This is a genomic window from Citrobacter sp. NCU1, assembly GCF_010231475.1.
Taxonomy (GTDB): domain Bacteria; phylum Pseudomonadota; class Gammaproteobacteria; order Enterobacterales; family Enterobacteriaceae; genus Citrobacter_D.
Genome location: NZ_NRDO01000034.1, coordinates 344,094 through 361,581, shown reverse-complemented (window position 1 = coordinate 361,581; position 17,488 = coordinate 344,094). Strand labels below are relative to the sequence as shown.

17 protein-coding genes are annotated in these 17,488 nt (G+C 52.3%); 8 read left to right on the top strand and 9 right to left on the bottom strand.

Annotation, left to right across the window (positions count from 1 at the left end; translation table 11 throughout):
* Positions 1–127: 127 nt before the first annotated feature.
* Entirely contained in the window at positions 128–694 is a 567-nt protein-coding gene (gene gmhB, locus CJP72_RS11575) for a D-glycero-beta-D-manno-heptose 1,7-bisphosphate 7-phosphatase (protein ID WP_162381193.1), read from the bottom strand.
* A 187-nt stretch (positions 695–881) separates the two neighbouring features.
* Here gmhB and metN point away from each other — a divergent pair, with 187 nt between their 5' ends.
* From metN to proS, 6 genes are all read left to right on the top strand, one after another.
* On the top strand, positions 882–1,913 hold the full coding sequence (gene metN, locus CJP72_RS11570; protein ID WP_162381191.1) for a methionine ABC transporter ATP-binding protein MetN: 1,032 nt from the start codon (positions 882–884) through the stop codon (positions 1,911–1,913).
* Complete coding sequence (locus CJP72_RS11565) at positions 1,906–2,559, top strand: methionine ABC transporter permease MetI (protein WP_162381189.1); 654 nt, start codon at positions 1,906–1,908, stop codon at positions 2,557–2,559. The genes metN and CJP72_RS11565 overlap by 8 nt, the downstream gene beginning before the upstream one ends.
* A 39-nt stretch (positions 2,560–2,598) precedes the next feature.
* On the top strand, positions 2,599–3,414 hold the full coding sequence (metQ, locus tag CJP72_RS11560; protein ID WP_162381188.1) for a methionine ABC transporter substrate-binding lipoprotein MetQ: 816 nt from the start codon (positions 2,599–2,601) through the stop codon (positions 3,412–3,414).
* A gap of 118 nt (positions 3,415–3,532) precedes the next feature.
* Complete coding sequence (gene rcsF, locus CJP72_RS11555; protein WP_162381186.1) at positions 3,533–3,937, top strand: Rcs stress response system protein RcsF; 405 nt, start codon at positions 3,533–3,535, stop codon at positions 3,935–3,937.
* Positions 3,934–4,641 carry a tRNA (N6-threonylcarbamoyladenosine(37)-N6)-methyltransferase TrmO gene (gene tsaA / locus CJP72_RS11550; RefSeq protein ID WP_162381184.1) on the top strand — a complete coding sequence of 236 codons (708 nt, stop codon included), beginning with the start codon at positions 3,934–3,936 and terminating at the stop codon, positions 4,639–4,641. Before rcsF ends, tsaA begins: the two co-directional genes overlap by 4 nt.
* 110 nt (positions 4,642–4,751) lie before the next feature.
* Positions 4,752–6,470 (top strand): proline--tRNA ligase, encoded by a 1,719-nt coding sequence (proS, locus tag CJP72_RS11545; RefSeq protein ID WP_162381183.1) that lies wholly within the window; start codon positions 4,752–4,754, stop codon positions 6,468–6,470.
* Between the two features lie 61 nt (positions 6,471–6,531).
* Here the strand turns inward: proS and nlpE are convergent, their stop codons facing one another.
* From nlpE to CJP72_RS11530, 3 genes are read right to left on the bottom strand one after another with little or no spacing between them, the layout of a single operon-like run.
* Positions 6,532–7,236 carry an envelope stress response activation lipoprotein NlpE gene (gene nlpE, locus CJP72_RS11540; protein WP_193568680.1) on the bottom strand — a complete coding sequence of 235 codons (705 nt, stop codon included), beginning with the start codon at positions 7,234–7,236 and terminating at the stop codon, positions 6,532–6,534.
* 32 nt (positions 7,237–7,268) lie between these two features.
* Positions 7,269–7,691, bottom strand: a complete 423-nt coding sequence (gene arfB / locus CJP72_RS11535; RefSeq protein ID WP_162381181.1) for an alternative ribosome rescue aminoacyl-tRNA hydrolase ArfB — start codon at positions 7,689–7,691, stop codon at positions 7,269–7,271.
* Positions 7,688–8,233, bottom strand: a complete 546-nt coding sequence (locus CJP72_RS11530) for a YaeQ family protein (RefSeq protein WP_162381179.1) — start codon at positions 8,231–8,233, stop codon at positions 7,688–7,690. The genes arfB and CJP72_RS11530 overlap by 4 nt, the downstream gene beginning before the upstream one ends.
* A 199-nt stretch (positions 8,234–8,432) precedes the next feature.
* On the opposite strand from CJP72_RS11530, the gene CJP72_RS11525 reads away from it, so the two are divergent.
* Both CJP72_RS11525 and rof read left to right on the top strand, forming a co-directional pair.
* The gene (locus tag CJP72_RS11525; RefSeq protein WP_203358855.1) at positions 8,433–8,633 is read left to right on the top strand and encodes a YaeP family protein; all 201 of its coding nucleotides are present in this window, start codon (positions 8,433–8,435) and stop codon (positions 8,631–8,633) included.
* Positions 8,620–8,880, top strand: a complete 261-nt coding sequence (gene rof, locus CJP72_RS11520; protein WP_162381175.1) for a Rho-binding antiterminator — start codon at positions 8,620–8,622, stop codon at positions 8,878–8,880. The genes CJP72_RS11525 and rof overlap by 14 nt, the downstream gene beginning before the upstream one ends.
* Positions 8,881–8,971: 91 nt before the next feature.
* On the opposite strand, the gene tilS is transcribed toward rof, so the two are convergent.
* The 5 genes from tilS to dnaE form a co-directional block, all read right to left on the bottom strand.
* Complete coding sequence (gene tilS, locus CJP72_RS11515) at positions 8,972–10,270, bottom strand: tRNA lysidine(34) synthetase TilS (RefSeq protein WP_162381173.1); 1,299 nt, start codon at positions 10,268–10,270, stop codon at positions 8,972–8,974.
* 61 nt (positions 10,271–10,331) lie between these two features.
* On the bottom strand, positions 10,332–10,721 hold the full coding sequence (locus CJP72_RS11510; RefSeq protein ID WP_162381171.1) for a VOC family protein: 390 nt from the start codon (positions 10,719–10,721) through the stop codon (positions 10,332–10,334).
* Positions 10,722–10,782: 61 nt separating this feature from the next.
* Positions 10,783–12,921 (bottom strand): lysine decarboxylase LdcC, encoded by a 2,139-nt coding sequence (gene ldcC / locus CJP72_RS11505; protein WP_162381170.1) that lies wholly within the window; start codon positions 12,919–12,921, stop codon positions 10,783–10,785.
* A gap of 98 nt (positions 12,922–13,019) precedes the next feature.
* On the bottom strand, positions 13,020–13,979 hold the full coding sequence (gene accA / locus CJP72_RS11500) for an acetyl-CoA carboxylase carboxyl transferase subunit alpha (protein WP_162381168.1): 960 nt from the start codon (positions 13,977–13,979) through the stop codon (positions 13,020–13,022).
* Between the two features lie 12 nt (positions 13,980–13,991).
* Positions 13,992–17,474, bottom strand: a complete 3,483-nt coding sequence (dnaE, locus tag CJP72_RS11495; protein WP_162381166.1) for a DNA polymerase III subunit alpha — start codon at positions 17,472–17,474, stop codon at positions 13,992–13,994.
* Positions 17,475–17,488: the final 14 nt, after the last annotated feature.

Here is a 17,488-nt window from a genome sequence, read left to right as displayed (position 1 = left end):
ACCGGCTGTTTGTGTGAAGTGATTCACATCCGCCGTGTCGATGGAGGCGCATTATAGGGAGTTATTTCGGGCTGACAAGTCAAAAATAGAAAAAAAATGCCAACCGTTCACCTTTTCGCCACAATGCCTATTTTTGCTGCTTTTTGATGGCCTGAGGCAGATCTGCAAGGCTATTAATCACCCAATCTGCTGCATTTTCCGCTTCAGGGGTAACAGGTTTACCTGTACGTACCAAAACTTTTGTCCCTACACCGGCGGCTGCCGCTGCCTGCATGTCTTCTACTTTATCGCCAACCATATAAGAAGCCGCCATATCGATGTGCAAGAAATCGCGAGCGGAGATAAACATACCGGGATGCGGTTTACGGCAATCGCAGACCTGACGGAACTCTTCCACACTCCCCTGAGGGTGATGCGGACAATAATAGATGCCGTCCAGTTCAACATCCCGGTCGGCCAGAGACCAGTCCATCCATTCAGTTAACGTTTCAAACTGCGCTTCGGTAAACTTACCGCGTGCAATACCCGACTGGTTGGTGACAACCACAAGCGCATAACCCATCTTCTTAAGTTCACGCATCGCATCGATTACGCCATCGATAAACTCAAACTCGTCGATTTCATGCACGTAGCCATGATCCACATTGATTGTGCCATCACGGTCGAGAAAAATTGCAGGTACTGATTTTGCCACCGGTTTGCTCCTGAATAAGATATATGCCGCTAGTATCGCATGTTTCCGCACGCAAGAAAGTGCTCATCGTCGAAAGCCGGATTGATTTAGACGTCTGGATGCCTTAACATCCATCTTGTTGACGGCGTCGACCGTATCAGGCAGACGAAAATGCCACGGCTAACTTAATTACGATAATAAATAATCAATGATTAAACTTTCGAATATCACCAAAGTGTTCCAACAGGGGACTCGCACCATTCAGGCTCTGAATAATGTCAGCCTGCATGTCCCTGCCGGGCAAATTTATGGCGTTATTGGCGCCTCCGGTGCCGGTAAAAGTACATTAATTCGCTGTGTAAACCTGCTTGAGCGCCCAACAGAAGGCAGCGTTCAGGTTGGCGGCCAGGAACTGACTACGCTGTCAGAATCTGAACTGACAAAATCCCGTCGCCAGATAGGCATGATTTTCCAGCATTTTAACTTGTTATCTTCACGTACCGTATTTGGTAACGTCGCTTTGCCGCTGGAACTGGACAACACCCCCAAAGATGAGATTAAACGCCGGGTGTCAGAACTGTTAGACCTGGTTGGCCTCAGCGATAAACATGACAGCTACCCAGCCAATCTCTCCGGCGGTCAAAAACAACGTGTCGCGATTGCCCGCGCACTGGCCAGCAATCCGAAAGTCTTACTGTGCGATGAAGCCACCAGCGCCCTGGATCCGGCGACGACGCGTTCCATTCTGGAGTTATTAAAAGACATTAACCGTCGTCTCGGTCTGACGATTCTGCTTATTACACATGAAATGGACGTTGTTAAGCGTATCTGTGATTGTGTTGCGGTGATCAGTAACGGTGAGCTGATTGAGCAGGACACGGTGAGTGAAGTGTTTTCACACCCGAAAACCCCGCTGGCGCAGAAATTTATTCAGTCCACCCTGCATCTGGATATTCCGGAAGATTATCTGGAACGATTAAAAGCCGAGCCGTATGCAGACAGCGTCCCAATGTTACGTATGGAATTTACCGGTCAGTCAGTTGATGCCCCGCTGCTCTCAGAAACGGCGCGCCGCTTCAACGTGAATAACAACATTATTAGCGCGCAGATGGATTACGCAGGCGGTGTGAAGTTCGGCATCATGCTGACGGAAATGCACGGTACACAAGAAGAAACGCAAGCCGCCATTGCCTGGCTGCAGCAACACCATGTAAAAGTAGAGGTTCTGGGTTATGTCTGAGGCGATGATATGGCTGCTGGCGCGTGGCGTCTGGGAAACGCTGGCGATGACTTTTGTGTCCGGTTTTTTTGGTTTTGTCATTGGACTGCCAGTGGGCGTGCTGCTGTATGTTACACGTCCTGGGCAAATCATTGAGAACGCAAAGCTTTACCGTACGCTTTCTGCGTTGGTCAATATTTTCCGTTCTATCCCTTTCATTATCTTATTAGTGTGGATGATTCCATTCACGAGAATGATTGTTGGCACATCAATAGGTCTGCAGGCGGCTATTGTACCGTTAACGGTTGGCGCCGCGCCGTTCATCGCGCGTATGGTAGAAAACGCCCTGCTGGAAATCCCTGCCGGGCTTATCGAAGCGTCCCGGGCGATGGGGGCCACACCGCTGCAGATCGTGCGTAAAGTGCTCCTGCCAGAAGCATTGCCGGGTCTGGTGAACGCAGCAACGATTACGCTCATTACGCTGGTCGGTTACTCGGCGATGGGAGGGGCTGTCGGCGCAGGTGGTCTCGGCCAAATTGGCTATCAGTACGGTTACATCGGATACAATGCGACCGTGATGAATACGGTGCTGGTATTACTCGTCGTTCTGGTTTATTTAATTCAGTTATCCGGCGATCGCATCGTTCGGGCAGTGACGCACAAGTAACATTAAACACAACACAAATAACTCATTAAGGAAATAAGCATGGCGTTCAAATTCAAAACCTTTGCGGCAGTTGGAGCCTTGATCGGTTCTCTGGCACTTGCGGGTTGCGGCCAGGATGAAAAAAATCCGAACCACATCAAAGTGGGCGTGATTGTCGGCGCGGAACAACAGGTTGCTGAAGTTGCCCAGAAAGTGGCAAAAGAAAAATACGGGCTGGATGTTGAACTGGTTACGTTCAACGACTACGTTCTGCCAAACGAAGCGCTGAGCAAAGGCGATATCGATGCTAACGCTTTCCAGCACAAACCTTATCTGGATCAGCAGATCAAAGATCGTGGCTACAAACTGGTAGCAGTAGGCAATACATTCGTTTACCCGATTGCAGGCTACTCCAAAAAAATCAAATCACTGGATGAGCTGCAGGAAGGTTCACAGGTTGCTATTCCCAACGACCCGACTAACCTTGGTCGTTCCCTGCTGCTGTTGCAAAAAGTGGGCTTGATCAAGCTGAAAGATGGCGTTGGCCTGCTGCCGACGGCGCTGGACGTTATCGAAAACCCGAAAAACCTGAAACTGGTTGAGCTGGAAGCGCCGCAACTGCCGCGTTCTCTGGACGATGCACAGATTGCACTGGCTGTAATCAATACGACCTACGCCAGCCAGATTAACCTGACCCCGGCAAAAGACGGTATCTTTGTTGAAGACAAAGACTCCCCATACGTTAACCTGGTCGTTACCCGCGAAGATAACAAAGATGCTGAAAACGTGAAGAAATTCGTTCAGGCTTATCAGTCTGACGAAGTCTACGAAGCAGCAAATAAAGTCTTCAATGGCGGCGCGGTTAAAGGCTGGTAATATTTAGGCTGTGTCCACAATCTGTAATATTATTCAGGACGGGCGAAAGCCCGTCTTGTCATTTATGTAGGCAACTGATTCAATATCTGGCGATTAGATCATTCATTGAGGAAATATTATGCGTGCTTTACCGATCTGTTTATTGGCACTCATGCTGGGTGGCTGTTCCATGCTAAGCAGATCCCCTGTTGAACCCGCACAAAGCACCGCAACCCCGCCAAAAGCGGAGTCGGAGAAACCGAAAGCGCCACGTGCTATCCCTGTTAAAATTTACACCAATGCAGAAGAATTAGTAGGCAAACCTTTCCGCGATCTCGGTGAAGTAAGTGGTGAATCTTGCCAGGCTTCCAACCAGGACTCACCGCCGAATATCCCGACCGCTCGCAAACGTATGCAGATTAACGCCTCGAAAATGAAAGCCAATGCCGTATTGTTGCACAGTTGCGAAGTCACCAGCGGTACACCGGGTTGCTACCGTCAGGCCGTTTGTATCGGGTCCGCCCTCAACGTTTCGGCTAAATGAGTACATTTCAATTTGAGCAAATAGGTGTTATTCGCTCACCCTATAAAGAAAAGTTCGCCGTTCCGCGCCAGCCAGGTTTGGTTAAAAGCGCTAACGGTGAACTGCATCTGCTTGCGCCTTACAACCAGGCTGATGCGGTACGAGGTCTGGAAGCATTTAGTCATTTATGGGTGATATTTATCTTTCATCAGACAATGGAAGGTGGATGGCGTCCCACTGTGCGACCACCGCGTCTGGGGGGAAATGCCAGAATGGGCGTTTTCGCCACACGTTCCACTTTTCGCCCGAATCCCATCGGGATGTCGCTGGTCGAGCTCAAAGGGATTCATTGCCAGAAAGACAACGTCATCCTGAAATTAGGCAGTCTGGATCTGGTGGACGGGACGCCGGTCATTGATATTAAGCCCTACCTACCGTTTGCTGAGGCGCTGCCGGACGCCACGGCCAGCTATGCGCAACACGCGCCAATAGCCGAAATGCAGGTCAGCTTTACCGCTGAGATTGAGCAACAGTTTCTGTCACACGAAAAGCGTTATCCGCAATTGAAAACGTTTATTCGTGAAGTTCTGGCGCAGGACCCGCGCCCTGCGTATCGTAAGGGTGAAGAAACAGGCAAAACCTACGCCGTGTGGCTACACGATTTCAACGTGCGCTGGCGCGTTACGGAAGAGGGTTTTGAAGTCTTTGCGCTGGAACCACGGTAATTTCGCGGCCTTCTCTTTTGACATCCCTTTCTCGCTGGTAAACTAAATCACTATTTTTGTGTCAGGCTCGCGTTGAGCCTGTTCGAATGTCCAACTGGAACCGTAACAACATGCGTACTAGCCAATACCTGCTCTCCACTCTGAAGGAGACACCTGCCGACGCCGAGGTAATCAGCCACCAGCTGATGCTGCGCGCCGGGATGATCCGCAAGCTGGCCTCCGGGTTATACACCTGGCTGCCGACCGGCCTGCGCGTCCTGAAAAAAGTCGAAAACATCGTGCGTGAAGAGATGAATAACGCCGGTGCCATCGAGGTGTGCATGCCAGTGGTTCAGCCTGCTGACCTGTGGCAAGAGAGTGGTCGTTGGGAACAGTACGGCCCGGAACTGCTGCGTTTTGTTGACCGTGGCGAGCGTCCGTTCGTACTCGGCCCGACTCACGAAGAAGTCATTACTGACCTGATTCGTAACGAACTGAGTTCTTACAAACAGCTGCCGCTGAACTTCTTCCAGATCCAGACCAAGTTCCGTGATGAAGTTCGCCCGCGTTTCGGCGTGATGCGTTCCCGCGAATTCCTGATGAAAGATGCTTACTCTTTCCATACCTCTCAGGAATCCCTGCAGGAAACCTATGACGCGATGTACGCCGCTTACAGCAAAATCTTCAGCCGTATGGGTCTGGATTTCCGTGCTGTGCAGGCTGATACCGGTTCTATCGGCGGTAGCGCATCCCACGAATTCCAGGTGCTGGCGCAGAGCGGTGAAGATGATGTGATTTTCTCTGACTCGTCTGACTACGCAGCCAACATCGAATTTGCTGAAGCTATCGCGCCAAAAGAACCACGCGCTGCTGCAACGCAGGAGATGACGCTGGTTGATACGCCGAACGCGAAAACCATCGCCGAGCTGGTTGAACAGTTCAATCTGCCGATCGAGAAAACCGTGAAAACCCTGCTGGTGAAAGCAGTGGAAGGAAGCGCTTACCCGCTGGTTGCGCTGCTGGTTCGTGGCGACCACGAGCTGAACGAAGTGAAAGCAGAAAAACTGCCGCAGGTTGCCAGCCCGCTGACCTTTGCGACCGAAGAAGAAATTCGCGCGGTGGTGAACGCGGGACCTGGTTCTCTCGGTCCGGTGAACATGCCGATTCCGATGGTTATTGACCGTACCGTGGCGGCGATGAGCGATTTCGGCGCGGGCGCGAACATCGACGGTAAACACTACTTCGGTATCAACTGGGATCGCGACGTTGCGACCCCGGAAGTCGCGGACATCCGTAACGTGGTCGCTGGCGATCCTAGCCCGGACGGTAAAGGCACGCTGCTGATTAAACGCGGTATCGAAGTCGGTCACATCTTCCAGTTGGGTACGAAGTACTCTGAAGCGCTGAAAGCGGCCGTACAGGGCGAAGATGGCCGTAACCAGATCCTGACCATGGGTTGCTACGGTATCGGGGTCACTCGCGTTGTAGCAGCGGCCATTGAGCAGAATTACGACGACCGCGGCATCGTATGGCCTGACGCCATCGCCCCGTTCCAGGTCGCGATTCTGCCGATGAACATGCACAAATCCTACCGTGTGCAGGAGCTGGCCGAGAAGCTGTACGCAGAGCTGCGTGCGCAAGGTATCGAAGTGCTGATGGATGACCGTAAAGAGCGTCCGGGCGTGATGTTCGCCGACATGGAGCTGATTGGTATTCCGCACACCATTGTGCTGGGCGATCGTAACCTCGACAACGACGATATTGAATATAAATATCGTCGTAACGGCGAGAAGCAGCTGATCAAAACCGGTGACATTCTTAACTATCTGGTGAAAGCCATTAAAGGTTAAGCCATGAAAAACCCCGCAAATGCGGGGTTTTTTTATATCGTTATTCGCAAAAATTCATGCGTTATTTACTGGCGCAATCCTGACCCGGAATAAATTTCATCGCTTTATCCGCCATCAGTGTTTTTACCTTCGCCCCCGTATCCGGATTGGCTTCCAGCGTAAAGTGACCTTCAACCGTCAGCAGAACGGGTTTACCCGTTTCCCCACGAGCCGACAAATAGTCTCGTTCCAGTTGGGCATTATTCGCCACCGGGATACGTTTTCCGGTAGCACAATCAGTAAAGGTCGCCGCGTCCGCCATATAGAAATACATGCCGCGCATTGGCATTGGCGTCACTGGCAGACTGGCAGACACAGACTCAAGCGTGTAGTTGAACTGCGACTCAATCGGATTACCTTCACGATCGAGCATCTCCAGGGCATCGCCTTTAGCACGATAGAAAGACTTTTCGCCTTTACTGTCCGTCAGCACCAGCTTATCAGCGGTACGCGCCCATGTGCCGTATGAAGCGAATGACGAAGGCTCTTTGCGCACGCCCTGGTAGCGTTCGTTCATCACCCATGTTCCGTCTTTATCAAGAAACAGAGATGTTTCAATACCTTCGCAATCTGCGCAGGGCAATACACCGCGCCAGCTTTGCTGCATTGGTTTTAATTCTGCCGCCTGCGCGGGCTGTAACGCCTCCGCTTCTGGACGGTTATTACACCCCATTAATGAAAAGAGTGTACAGGCTGCCACGACGGACAAAATCGCTGTTTTCACCATGAATTCCTTATAAAAATTTTCAATCTCGCTCGTCAGTCCTGAGAATGGCGAACTTTACCGCGTAGCGCTTTCACTGAAGACTTCTGCGCCTTCGACGACAACCGACGCTCCTTTGCAGCGCGTCCAGGTCGCGTCGCCAGGCGGCTTTTCTGTACTGTGGTTAACTCTTTTATGACCGCCACTAACCGGGCTATCGCGGCTTCCCGGTTTAGCTCCTGGCTGCGGTATTCCTGCGCCTTGATAATAATGACACCGTCCTGGCTAATCAGATGGTGACTGGCGCTCAACAGGCGTTCCTTATAATACTCTGGCAGCCCGGAGGCCCGAATGTCAAAACGCAAATGGATAGCCGTCGACGTCTTATTAACGTGCTGCCCACCTGCTCCCTGAGCGCGAATCGCGGTGATCTCCAGCTCATTGTCGGGAATAGAGACGTTTCGGGAGATAACGATCATGAAGCCTGTTGCCACGCAGTTAAATGGATTTCCAGATTATTCTGAGCATCCGATAACCAGATAGCGCCATCTTGTATGGTCGCCTGCAATGTCATGGTGCGACCGGCAAAATCGCTCAGTTGCGCCAGCTGTTCATCATCCAGATACCACACGGACAAATTAGAGAATTGTGCGCACTTATTCTGGTTTTGTTGCCACCAGATTTGCGCCGCGCGGCTATTGTAGGCAAACAATGCAACCTGGGCGGCCTGAGTACAGGCTTTCTTAACACGGCGCTCATCAGGGAGTCCAAGCTCAATCCACAGATCTACACCGAGATGATCGTTACGTAGCCATGCCTCAGGCTCATCTTCCGCACTCAGGCCACGCGTAAACTGTAGCCGTTCGTCGGCATATTTAATCCACGCCAACAAGCGCAGCATCATGCGCTCCTGCGTTTCAGAGGGGTGACGCGCCAGCGTTAATGTCGCATCCAGAAACTGGCTGCGATCCAGATCTGCCACATTGACAACAGCTTTATAAATTGTCGCTTTAAGCGCCATGAGAGAGCTCCTTTCGAATCAGGCGCACATTGTAACGAAATCAGCGCGAAAAGGCTGTTAACGGATGCCTTGTGTCTCCTCTATCAAGACGCTGATATTGCCTGAATGAGTATGATATAGTCGCCTTGCTAAACAGAGTTTATCTTCGTAGGCTTAGACTTGCATCCACGGTTAAGTCAGAATGCTGACAGGAGGGCATGTGGAAAAATATTGTGAGTTAATACGCAAGCGGTACGCGGAAATTGCCAGCGGAGACTTAGGGTATATCCCGGATGCGCTGGGTTGCGTATTGAAAGTGCTTAATGAAGTGGCGGAAGACAGCGCCATTTCAGAGTCGGTCAGGGAAAAGGCGGCCTATGCTGCCGCGAACTTACTGGTGAGCGATTATGTCAATGAATGAAACATATCAACCCATCAATTGCGATGACTACGACAATCTCGAGCTCGCCTGCCAGCATCATTTAATACTGACGCTGACGCTGAAAGATGGCGAAGTTATGCAGGCAAAAGCCAACGATCTGGTCTCCCGTAAAAATGTGGAATACCTGATTGCAGATGTCTCAGGCGAAACGCGTGAGCTACGTCTCGACAAAATTTCCAGCTTCAGCCACCCACAAATTGGAACCGTGGTGGTCAGCGAATCCTGAATATGTGTTGCCGGATGGCGGTGCAAGCACCTTCTCCGGCCTACTCTCCATGCAGTATGTAGGCCAGATAAGCGCAGCGTCATCCGGCATTTCAGATGCTCTTATCCCACTCCAACTTCACACCCGATTCACCCTCTGCAAGCCCCTCAGGCGTCACAAATACTCCAGCAGCCGCAATCAGCGTTTCGCCGTAAAACAGCATCGGCGTTGTATCCCGCCGCCAGGAAGGAACGCCCAGCTCTTGCCAGATTTTCTTCAACTTGCGTCCACCGTTGCGTCCCACAATGTGCAGTAATCCAGATGCTTTAAAACGGATACTGACAGGCTCGTCGGCACGTGGAGTTCGTAGGTCACCACCGGTCACCAGGCGTACTGTTCCAAGGCCGGCAGGTAACCTCAGCGGCGTTTGCCAGGACAACCAGCTCAGAACCGTATCACTTTGCCCTGCAACGGATTTAATCCACCACAGTTGTGACTGGTAACGGCGGATTTCATACTCGCCAAAACGCAAACACGGGGACGCATCCTCACGCGACAGCGCCGCTTCCTGCCAGATGCGCTCCAGGCCGTCACGCGAGGGCATCGGCGCATTCTGCGCCGCCAGCCAACGACGTAATATTGCAGCACGACGGGCATCACTCATCGCCATGAGCGGCTCCAGCTGTAGCGAGCCTTGCGGCGTGATGCAGTCTGCTACCTCGTCAGCTAACAATTCATCCAGCAGGCTCTCCTGCTCTGCGCACAACGCCGCGCTACGTGCTGTCGCTCCTGCGAAGTGCGGCCAGCGCTGTTGCAGGAGCGGGATAATACGTAGCCGTAAAAAATTACGATCGTAGGCATCATCCTGATTGCTTTCATCTTCAATCCAGCGTAACTCATGCGCTTGCGCCCACTGCTCAAGCGCGCCATGCGTTTCCATCAGTAACGGTCGAATAAGAGATGAACCTGCAAACGACGAACGTTCTCCCATTGACGAAAGGCCAGCCGGACCGCTGCCGCGTTTAAGCGCCAGCAAAAAGGTTTCGCACTGGTCATCAAGGTGTTGGGCAGTCACCAGCACCTCACCAGGCAACAATGTTCGGGCAAAAGCGTCATATCGCGCGCGGCGAGCCTGCGCCTCAATCCCCAGCCCCTTATCCTCAAGCTGGACGCGCTCAACCACCAGCGGCACCTGCCATTGCTGACAAACCGCTTCACAGTGGGCCACCCAGCTATCGGCATGAGGACTGAGTCCATGATGAACGTGAATCGCGCGCAGAGTGAGGTCAGGGGTCTGTTGCCGCCACTGCACCAGTTGATGCAGAAGCACTGTGGAATCCAGACCACCGCTAAAGGCCACCAAAATCTGGCGGCTGGTCAGGAGGGAAGTGTTAAGGGTGAGTGTCGTCATGATGCTTACTTACTGTGGCGTTGCCCGGCACGTTACCGGGCAAAAGCCGTAATGACAAGTCTTACTGCTCGTATAACTCAAGCGGCAACCCGTCAGGATCATTAAAAAAGGTGAAACGTTTGTGGGTAAACGGATCAATACGTACTGGTTCGCATTTCACGCCGTTACCCTCGAGATGCGCAATGGCCTTTTCAACATCATCCACGCTAAAGGCAAGATGACGCAAGCCACAGGCTTCTGGTCGACTGGGGCGCGCTGGCGGGAAGGGAAACGAAAACAGTTCAATGACGTACTGCCCGTTTAACGCCAGGTCACCTTTCCAGGAGTCACGCTCCTCTCTGTACGCTTCGCTCATCAGCGTAAATCCAAGCACATCGCAATAGAACGCCTTACTGGCGGCATAGTTTGTCGCGATGATCGCGATATGGTGAACCTGTTTTAATCCCAGCATAGCGTCTCCTTTAGGCATATTATCAGCACGTTACCCGTCGAACACTGACGAAAGCAAGCGGTTAAACCGTTTTTAGGACTCTCACACGGTATACCCCATCTTCATCCTGTTTCGCGCCATGAATATCCGTTTCAAACCCAGGATAATGATGGCCAATAGAACACAGCATTAACAGAAAATCGAGCACTGCCCGACTCTCTTCGGTGATCATTTCACCCGGCATCAGGAGCGGTACACCGGGTGGATAAGGCAGTACCATATTGGCCGAAACACGCCCCACCAGTTGATCAATCGCGACAGTTTCGACTTCACCTTTGATCTGCCGCTGCCAGGCTTCGTGAGGCGTCATTTTCATTTCAGGCAATGTATCGAACGCCCGTAGCATCAGACCAGAAAGATCGTGCTGGCGGATCAGTTTATGGATCCCATGAGCCAGATCCTGAATCCGCATATTTCGATAAAAATCGGGATCTTCCGCATACAGATCCGGTAGCATATTTTTAACGCGAAGATTCAGATCATAGGAGCGCTTGAACTCCGTTAGCCCACGCAGCAATCCCATCGCCCGTGTTTTATCGATACCGATACTAAAGAGGAACAGCAGGTTATACGGTCCTGTTTTCTCAACGACCACACCACGTTCATCAAGGAATTTCGCCACCAGTGCCGCAGGTATCCCTTCCTCGCTCATATTGCCCTGCTCATCCATCCCCGGCGTCAGGATTGTGACTTTGACCGGGTCGAGAAACATGTGATCGCTATCAGCATCGGAAAAACCATGCCACGCTTCCCCTGGCGCGACGGGCCAGCACTGAGCGTCATTAACCTCTTCCGGCTGCCAGATATCAAAGAACCAGCTGTCCGACTCTTCCCGCAACCGCTGCACCTCTTTACGGAAATGGAGCGCTCGTTCCACCGAACGGTTGATTAAGCGCTTTCCCGGATTGCCGCGCAGCATTGCCGCCGCCGTCTCGATAGATGCCACAATGGGATAGCTGGGTGACGTCGAAGTGTGCATCATAAACGCTTCATTAAAGGTGTCTTCATCGTATTCACCTTTAATATGGATGAGAGACGCCTGGGATAATGCCGCCAACATCTTGTGCGTAGATTGCGTTTCAAAAATCACTTTCCCTGCCACCCGTTCACCACTCATGCCGCTTTTCCCCTGATAGATCGGGTGAAAATGGGTGTACGGCACCCAGGCAGAATCAAAATGAATCGAAGGCACTTCCAGCGTTTGTTTGATCCAGTTAGTGTTATAGAGAAGACCATCGTAGGTCGAATTGGTAATGACCGCATGCACCGGCCACTGCGCCCGTTCCGTTTCTGCCACTTTGCGTTCAATGTTCGTACGGGAGAACTCGCGCCGGGGGATGCCACCGAGGATACCGAGCGCATTTCGCGTGGGTTTCAACCAAATGGGGACCACATCGCTCATCATCAGTAAGTGAGCGAGAGACTTATGACAGTTACGATCAATAAGCAACGTACTGCCTGCCGGAGCTGCATACATCCCGACAATTTTATTCGACGTCGAGGTTCCGTTCGTCACCATGTAACTCTGTTCTGCCCCAAATGTGCGGGCAATGTATTCTTCGGCTTCCAGATGCGGGCCCGTATGGTCCAGCAAAGAGCCTAATTCAGTAACAGAGATAGAGACGTCAGCTTTCAGCGTATTACCACCGAAAAAGTCATAGAACAGGCAGCCAACAGGACTCTTTTGGTATGCCGTCCCCGCCATATGGCCTGGCGTACAAAAGGTGTACTTCCCCTCTTTCACATACGTAAACAGCGCCCGGGTAAACGGCGGTGTGATGTTTTCCAGATATTCGTTAGTGTACTGGCGAATGCGCGTTGCAATATCGTCGGACTGGCCCAGCGCGTACTCAAAAAACCACAGCGCCATACGCATATCCTGCGCACTGACATCCATGGTCGAGTGCGTATTAATAAATGCGTAAAGGGGAAGATATTCGTTAAGTTGATTTATATCGCTACACAGTTCGAGACTGTACTCATCCCAGTCAAAAATCACGCCGCAGATCCGCGGATTGTGTTCGATAAACTTGAGCAGGTCGACACTATTTTGTGGCCAGATAATCTGGAATCCCTGTGATTGCAGGGAGTGTTCAAGTTCCTTGATGGGCTCGTCTTTATAAAAAACCCCGTGCGGTCCCATTATGGCAATGATATTCATGCGTTCCTCCTGGAAAATCCTTATCTCATCATAGCCTGGTCAAACCGCAGGTAAAAAAAAGGGCCACAAAAAGTGGCCCTTTTCAGAAAAGTAGAAAGTTACGCGTAGCCGTAGCTCATCAGACGCTGATAACGACGGTTTTTCAAATCGTCTTTGCTCAACACATCGAGATCGGCCAAATCAGACAGCAATTGCGCTTTCAAAGAAGCCGCCGTGGTTTCCGGGTTACGATGCGCGCCGCCCAGCGGTTCTGGAATGATAGAATCAATCAGCTTCAGCTCTTTCAGACGCGGGGCGATGATGCCCATTGCTTCTGCGGCCAGCGGCGCTTTGTCTGCGCTCTTCCAGAGGATCGAGGCGCAACCTTCCGGAGAGATAACTGAATACGTGCTGTACTGCAGCATGTTAACCTTATCACCCACACCAATCGCCAGTGCGCCGCCGGAACCCCCTTCACCGATAACGGTACAAATCACCGGTACGCTCAGACGTGACATTTCACGCAGGTTGCGGGCAATCGCTTCAGACTGACCACGCTCTTCCGCACCGACGCCAGGGTATGCACCTGGGGTGTCGATAAAGGTAATGATCGGCATGTTGAAACGCTCGGCCATTTCCATCAGACGCAGTGCTTTACGGTAGCCTTCCGGCGCTGGCATGCCGAAGTTACGACGGATTTTTTCTTTGGTCTCACGGCCTTTCTGATGACCAATGATCATCACCGGACGACCTTCCAGACGTGCGATACCGCCAACGATAGCTTTATCGTCTGCATAAGCGCGATCGCCCGCCAGTTCGTCAAATTCATCAAACGCCAGGCGGACATAATCCAGGGTATATGGACGCTGTGGATGGCGTGCCAGTTGGGCCACCTGCCATGCGCCAAGATCGGCGAAGATTTTGCGCGTCAGTTCTACGCTTTTTTCACGCAGACGATGGACTTCTTCATCGATGTTAATATCCAGTTTCTCATCCTGACGGCTCACCGCAGTCAGAGAATCGATTTTCGCTTCCAGCTCTGCAATCGGCTGTTCAAAATCAAGGAAATTCAGACTCATAGTATTCCTGTATTAGTCAAACTCCAGTTCCACCTGCTCCGAACCAATGAGGCCACGGAGATCGTTTAGCAAACGATCGCTCGGAGAGACACGCCACGACGCGCCAAAGCGCAACCGCGCACGTGCATCCGCCCTCTGATAGTAGAGATGTACTGGAATTGTCCCCGAGCGGTGGGGTTCCAGAGACTGACGGAGTCGGTTTAAAAGCTGGTCATCAATTTGCCTGTCCGTCAGCGAGATAGCAAGCCCGCGAGCATATTTTTCACGGGCTTCGTCAATATCCATCACTTCGCGGGCGGTCATTTTAAGCCCCCCGCTGAAGTCATCAAAGCTGACCTGTCCGCTGACGATAAGTATGCGGTCTTTTTCCAGCAATTGCTGGTATTTATCCAGAGCATCGGTAAACAACATCACTTCCAGACGTCCGGAACGGTCATCCAGGGTACAGATGCCGATACGATTGCCGCGCTTGGTGACCATAACCCTTGCGGCAATGACGAGCCCCGCAGCCGTAGTGACTTTACCACGTTCTGTCGGATGCATGTCTTTCAGCCTGTAGCCTCCGACATAGCGCTCAATTTCTTTTAAATACTGGTTGATGGGGTGTCCCGTCAGGTATAAGCCTAACGTTTCTCGCTCCCCATCCAACACCACCTGTTCCGGCCATGGCTGGCAGCTGGCATAGGATTGCTCAATTTGCTCTGGTTCTTCCGCCAGAACGCCAAACATATCTGCCTGGCCGATGGCTTCTGCTTTCGCGTGCTGATCGGCAGCCTTCAGGGCATCGCCCAACGCGTTCATCAATGCGGCGCGATGCGGCCCAAGACGGTCAAACGCCCCGGACATGATCAGTTTTTCCAGCACCCGGCGGTTCAGCTTTTTGGTGTCCGTACGCGCGCACAGATCAAACAACTCCCGAAAATAACCGCCTTCGTTACGCGCTTCAATAATAGCTTCAATTGGGCCTTCGCCCACGCCTTTAATCGCGCCGATACCGTAAACAATCTCACCGTCATCATTGACGTGGAAATGATACAGCCCGGAGTTGATATCCGGCGGCAGGATCTTTAGTCCCATGCGCCAGCACTCATCCACGAGGCCAACCACCTTCTCGGTGTTGTCCATATCGGCGGTCATTACCGCTGCCATAAACTCAGCCGGATAGTGCGCTTTCAGCCACAGCGTTTGGTACGATACCAGCGCATAAGCGGCGGAGTGAGATTTGTTAAACCCGTAACCGGCGAATTTCTCCACCAGGTCAAAGATTTTCATCGCCAGTTCGCCGTCAACGCCGCGTTTTTTCGCGCCTTCTTCAAAGGTACCGCGCTGCTTGGCCATCTCTTCCGGCTTTTTCTTACCCATCGCACGACGCAGCATATCCGCGCCGCCGAGTGTATAGCCGGAGAGTTCCTGGGCAATCTGCATGACCTGTTCCTGGTACAGGATGATGCCGTAGGTTGGCTCCAGAACCGGTTTCAGGCATTCGTGCTGCCATTGAACATCCGGATAGGAAATCTCTTCGCGACCGTGCTTACGGTCGATAAAGTTATCTACCATCCCTGATTGCAATGGACCAGGACGGAACAGCGCCACCAGAGCGATCATATCTTCGAAGCAGTCAGGCTGCAGACGTTTGATCAGGTCTTTCATACCGCGAGATTCAAGCTGGAAGACCGCAGTGGTCTCCGAACGCTGCAGCATGTCGAAGCTTTTCTTGTCGTCTAACGGAATCGCTGCGATATCCAGCGGCGGTTCACCGTTTTTCTCACGGCGGGCGTTGATCATCTCCAGCGCCCAGTTAATGATCGTCAGCGTACGCAGACCCAGGAAGTCGAACTTCACCAGCCCGGCATATTCCACATCGTTTTTATCAAACTGGGTGACCGGATGCAGCCCCTGTTCATCACAATACAGCGGCGCAAAATCGGTAATTTTGGTTGGCGCGATCACCACACCACCAGCGTGTTTACCGGCGTTACGGGTGACACCTTCCAGCTTACGCGCCATATCAATTAGCGCTTTAACCTCTTCATCTGCCTCGTAAATTTCTGGCAGTTGCGGTTCAGCTTCAAAGGCTTTAGCCAGTGTCATACCCGGATCGGGAGGCACCAGCTTAGAAATTCGGTCCACAAATCCATACGGATGTCCCAGCACGCGACCGACATCGCGGATTACCGCTTTTGCCGCCATCGTACCGAAAGTAATGATCTGCGATACCGCATCGCGACCATACATATCCGCCACGTGCTCGATCACCTGATCGCGTTTCTCCATACAGAAGTCAACGTCGAAGTCAGGCATGGAGACACGTTCCGGGTTAAGGAAACGTTCGAACAGCAGGTCAAATTCCAGCGGATCAAGATCGGTAATTTTGAGTGCATAGGCCACCAGTGAACCCGCACCGGAACCACGCCCCGGCCCGACCGGCACGCCGTTATCTTTTGACCACTGGATAAACTCCATAACGATCAGGAAGTAACCCGGGAATCCCATCTGGTTAATCACCTGAAGTTCAATATCCAGGCGTTCGTCATAAGGTGGGCGCTTCTCGTTGCGCTCGGCTTCGTCCGGGAACAAAAACGCCAGACGCTCTTCCAGACCCTCTTTCGATTTCTTGACCAGATAATCTTCGGTGGTCATGTCCCCGGTCGGAAACTGCGGCAGGAAGTATTCGCCGAGACGCACCGTGACGTTACACCGCTTGGCTATCTCTACGGTATTTTCCAGCGCCTCCGGGATGTCGGCAAAAAGCTCGCACATCTCCTCTTCGCTGCGCATATACTGCTGCGGCGAGTAATTACGTGGGCGCTTTGGATCGTCAAGGGTAAAGCCATCGTGGATGGCAACGCGAATTTCATGTGCGTCAAAATCGCCCGTTTCGAGAAAACGGACGTCGTTGGTGGCCACAACCGGCAAGCCGCGCGTTTCAGCCAGTTCTACCGCCGCATGCAGGTACGTCTCTTCATCAGGTCTGCCGGTGCGAATCAGTTCAAGGAAGTAACGATCGGGAAAATGTTCTTCGTAAAACGCGACACATTCGTCGACCAGCGCGCTGTTACCGCGCAGCAGGCAACGTCCTACATCGCCCATCCGCCCGCCGGAAAGCAGGATCAACCCCTCTTTTAATTCGACCAGCCAGTCACGATCGATAATCGGCCCGGCGGCGCCATAACCGCGCTGGTACGCTTTAGAGATCAACAACGTCAGATTCTGGTAACCGGTATTGTTCGCCGCCAGTACTGTCAGTTGGGTAAGCTCATCGCCCAACTGCTCGCTCTGAACGTGAAAATCAGCGCCGACGATAGGTTTTATCCCCGCGCCGTGGCCCGCTCCGTAGAACTTCACCAGACCGCAAAGGTTAGTGAAATCGGTGATCGCCAGCGCAGGCATGCCCAACGCGGCCGCCTTTTTCACCAGCGGTCCGGTTTTCGCCAGCCCATCGATCATAGAGTAGTCGCTGTGCACCCGCAGGTGGACGAAACGTGGTTCAGACATCTTTAGATTCCGGT

Bases quoted from the DNA above. Each gene is read 5' to 3' on its own strand.
- nlpE (WP_193568680.1), bottom strand. From the start codon at position 7,236: ATGGTGAAAACAGCGATTTTGTCCGTCGTGGCAGCCTGTACACTCTTT.
- tilS (WP_162381173.1), bottom strand. From the start codon at position 10,270: ATGACGACACTCACCCTTAACACTTCCCTCCTGACCAGCCGCCAGATT.
- metQ (WP_162381188.1), top strand. From the start codon at position 2,599: ATGGCGTTCAAATTCAAAACCTTTGCGGCAGTTGGAGCCTTGATCGGT.
- dnaE (WP_162381166.1), bottom strand. From the start codon at position 17,474: ATGTCTGAACCACGTTTCGTCCACCTGCGGGTGCACAGCGACTACTCT.
- CJP72_RS11530 (WP_162381179.1), bottom strand. From the start codon at position 8,233: ATGGCGCTTAAAGCGACAATTTATAAAGCTGTTGTCAATGTGGCAGAT.
- accA (WP_162381168.1), bottom strand. From the start codon at position 13,979: ATGAGTCTGAATTTCCTTGATTTTGAACAGCCGATTGCAGAGCTGGAA.
- arfB (WP_162381181.1), bottom strand. From the start codon at position 7,691: ATGATCGTTATCTCCCGAAACGTCTCTATTCCCGACAATGAGCTGGAG.
- ldcC (WP_162381170.1), bottom strand. From the start codon at position 12,921: ATGAATATCATTGCCATAATGGGACCGCACGGGGTTTTTTATAAAGAC.
- CJP72_RS11510 (WP_162381171.1), bottom strand. From the start codon at position 10,721: ATGCTGGGATTAAAACAGGTTCACCATATCGCGATCATCGCGACAAAC.
- tsaA (WP_162381184.1), top strand. From the start codon at position 3,934: ATGAGTACATTTCAATTTGAGCAAATAGGTGTTATTCGCTCACCCTAT.
- CJP72_RS11565 (WP_162381189.1), top strand. From the start codon at position 1,906: ATGTCTGAGGCGATGATATGGCTGCTGGCGCGTGGCGTCTGGGAAACG.
- proS (WP_162381183.1), top strand. From the start codon at position 4,752: ATGCGTACTAGCCAATACCTGCTCTCCACTCTGAAGGAGACACCTGCC.
- rof (WP_162381175.1), top strand. From the start codon at position 8,620: ATGTCAATGAATGAAACATATCAACCCATCAATTGCGATGACTACGAC.
- rcsF (WP_162381186.1), top strand. From the start codon at position 3,533: ATGCGTGCTTTACCGATCTGTTTATTGGCACTCATGCTGGGTGGCTGT.
- metN (WP_162381191.1), top strand. From the start codon at position 882: ATGATTAAACTTTCGAATATCACCAAAGTGTTCCAACAGGGGACTCGC.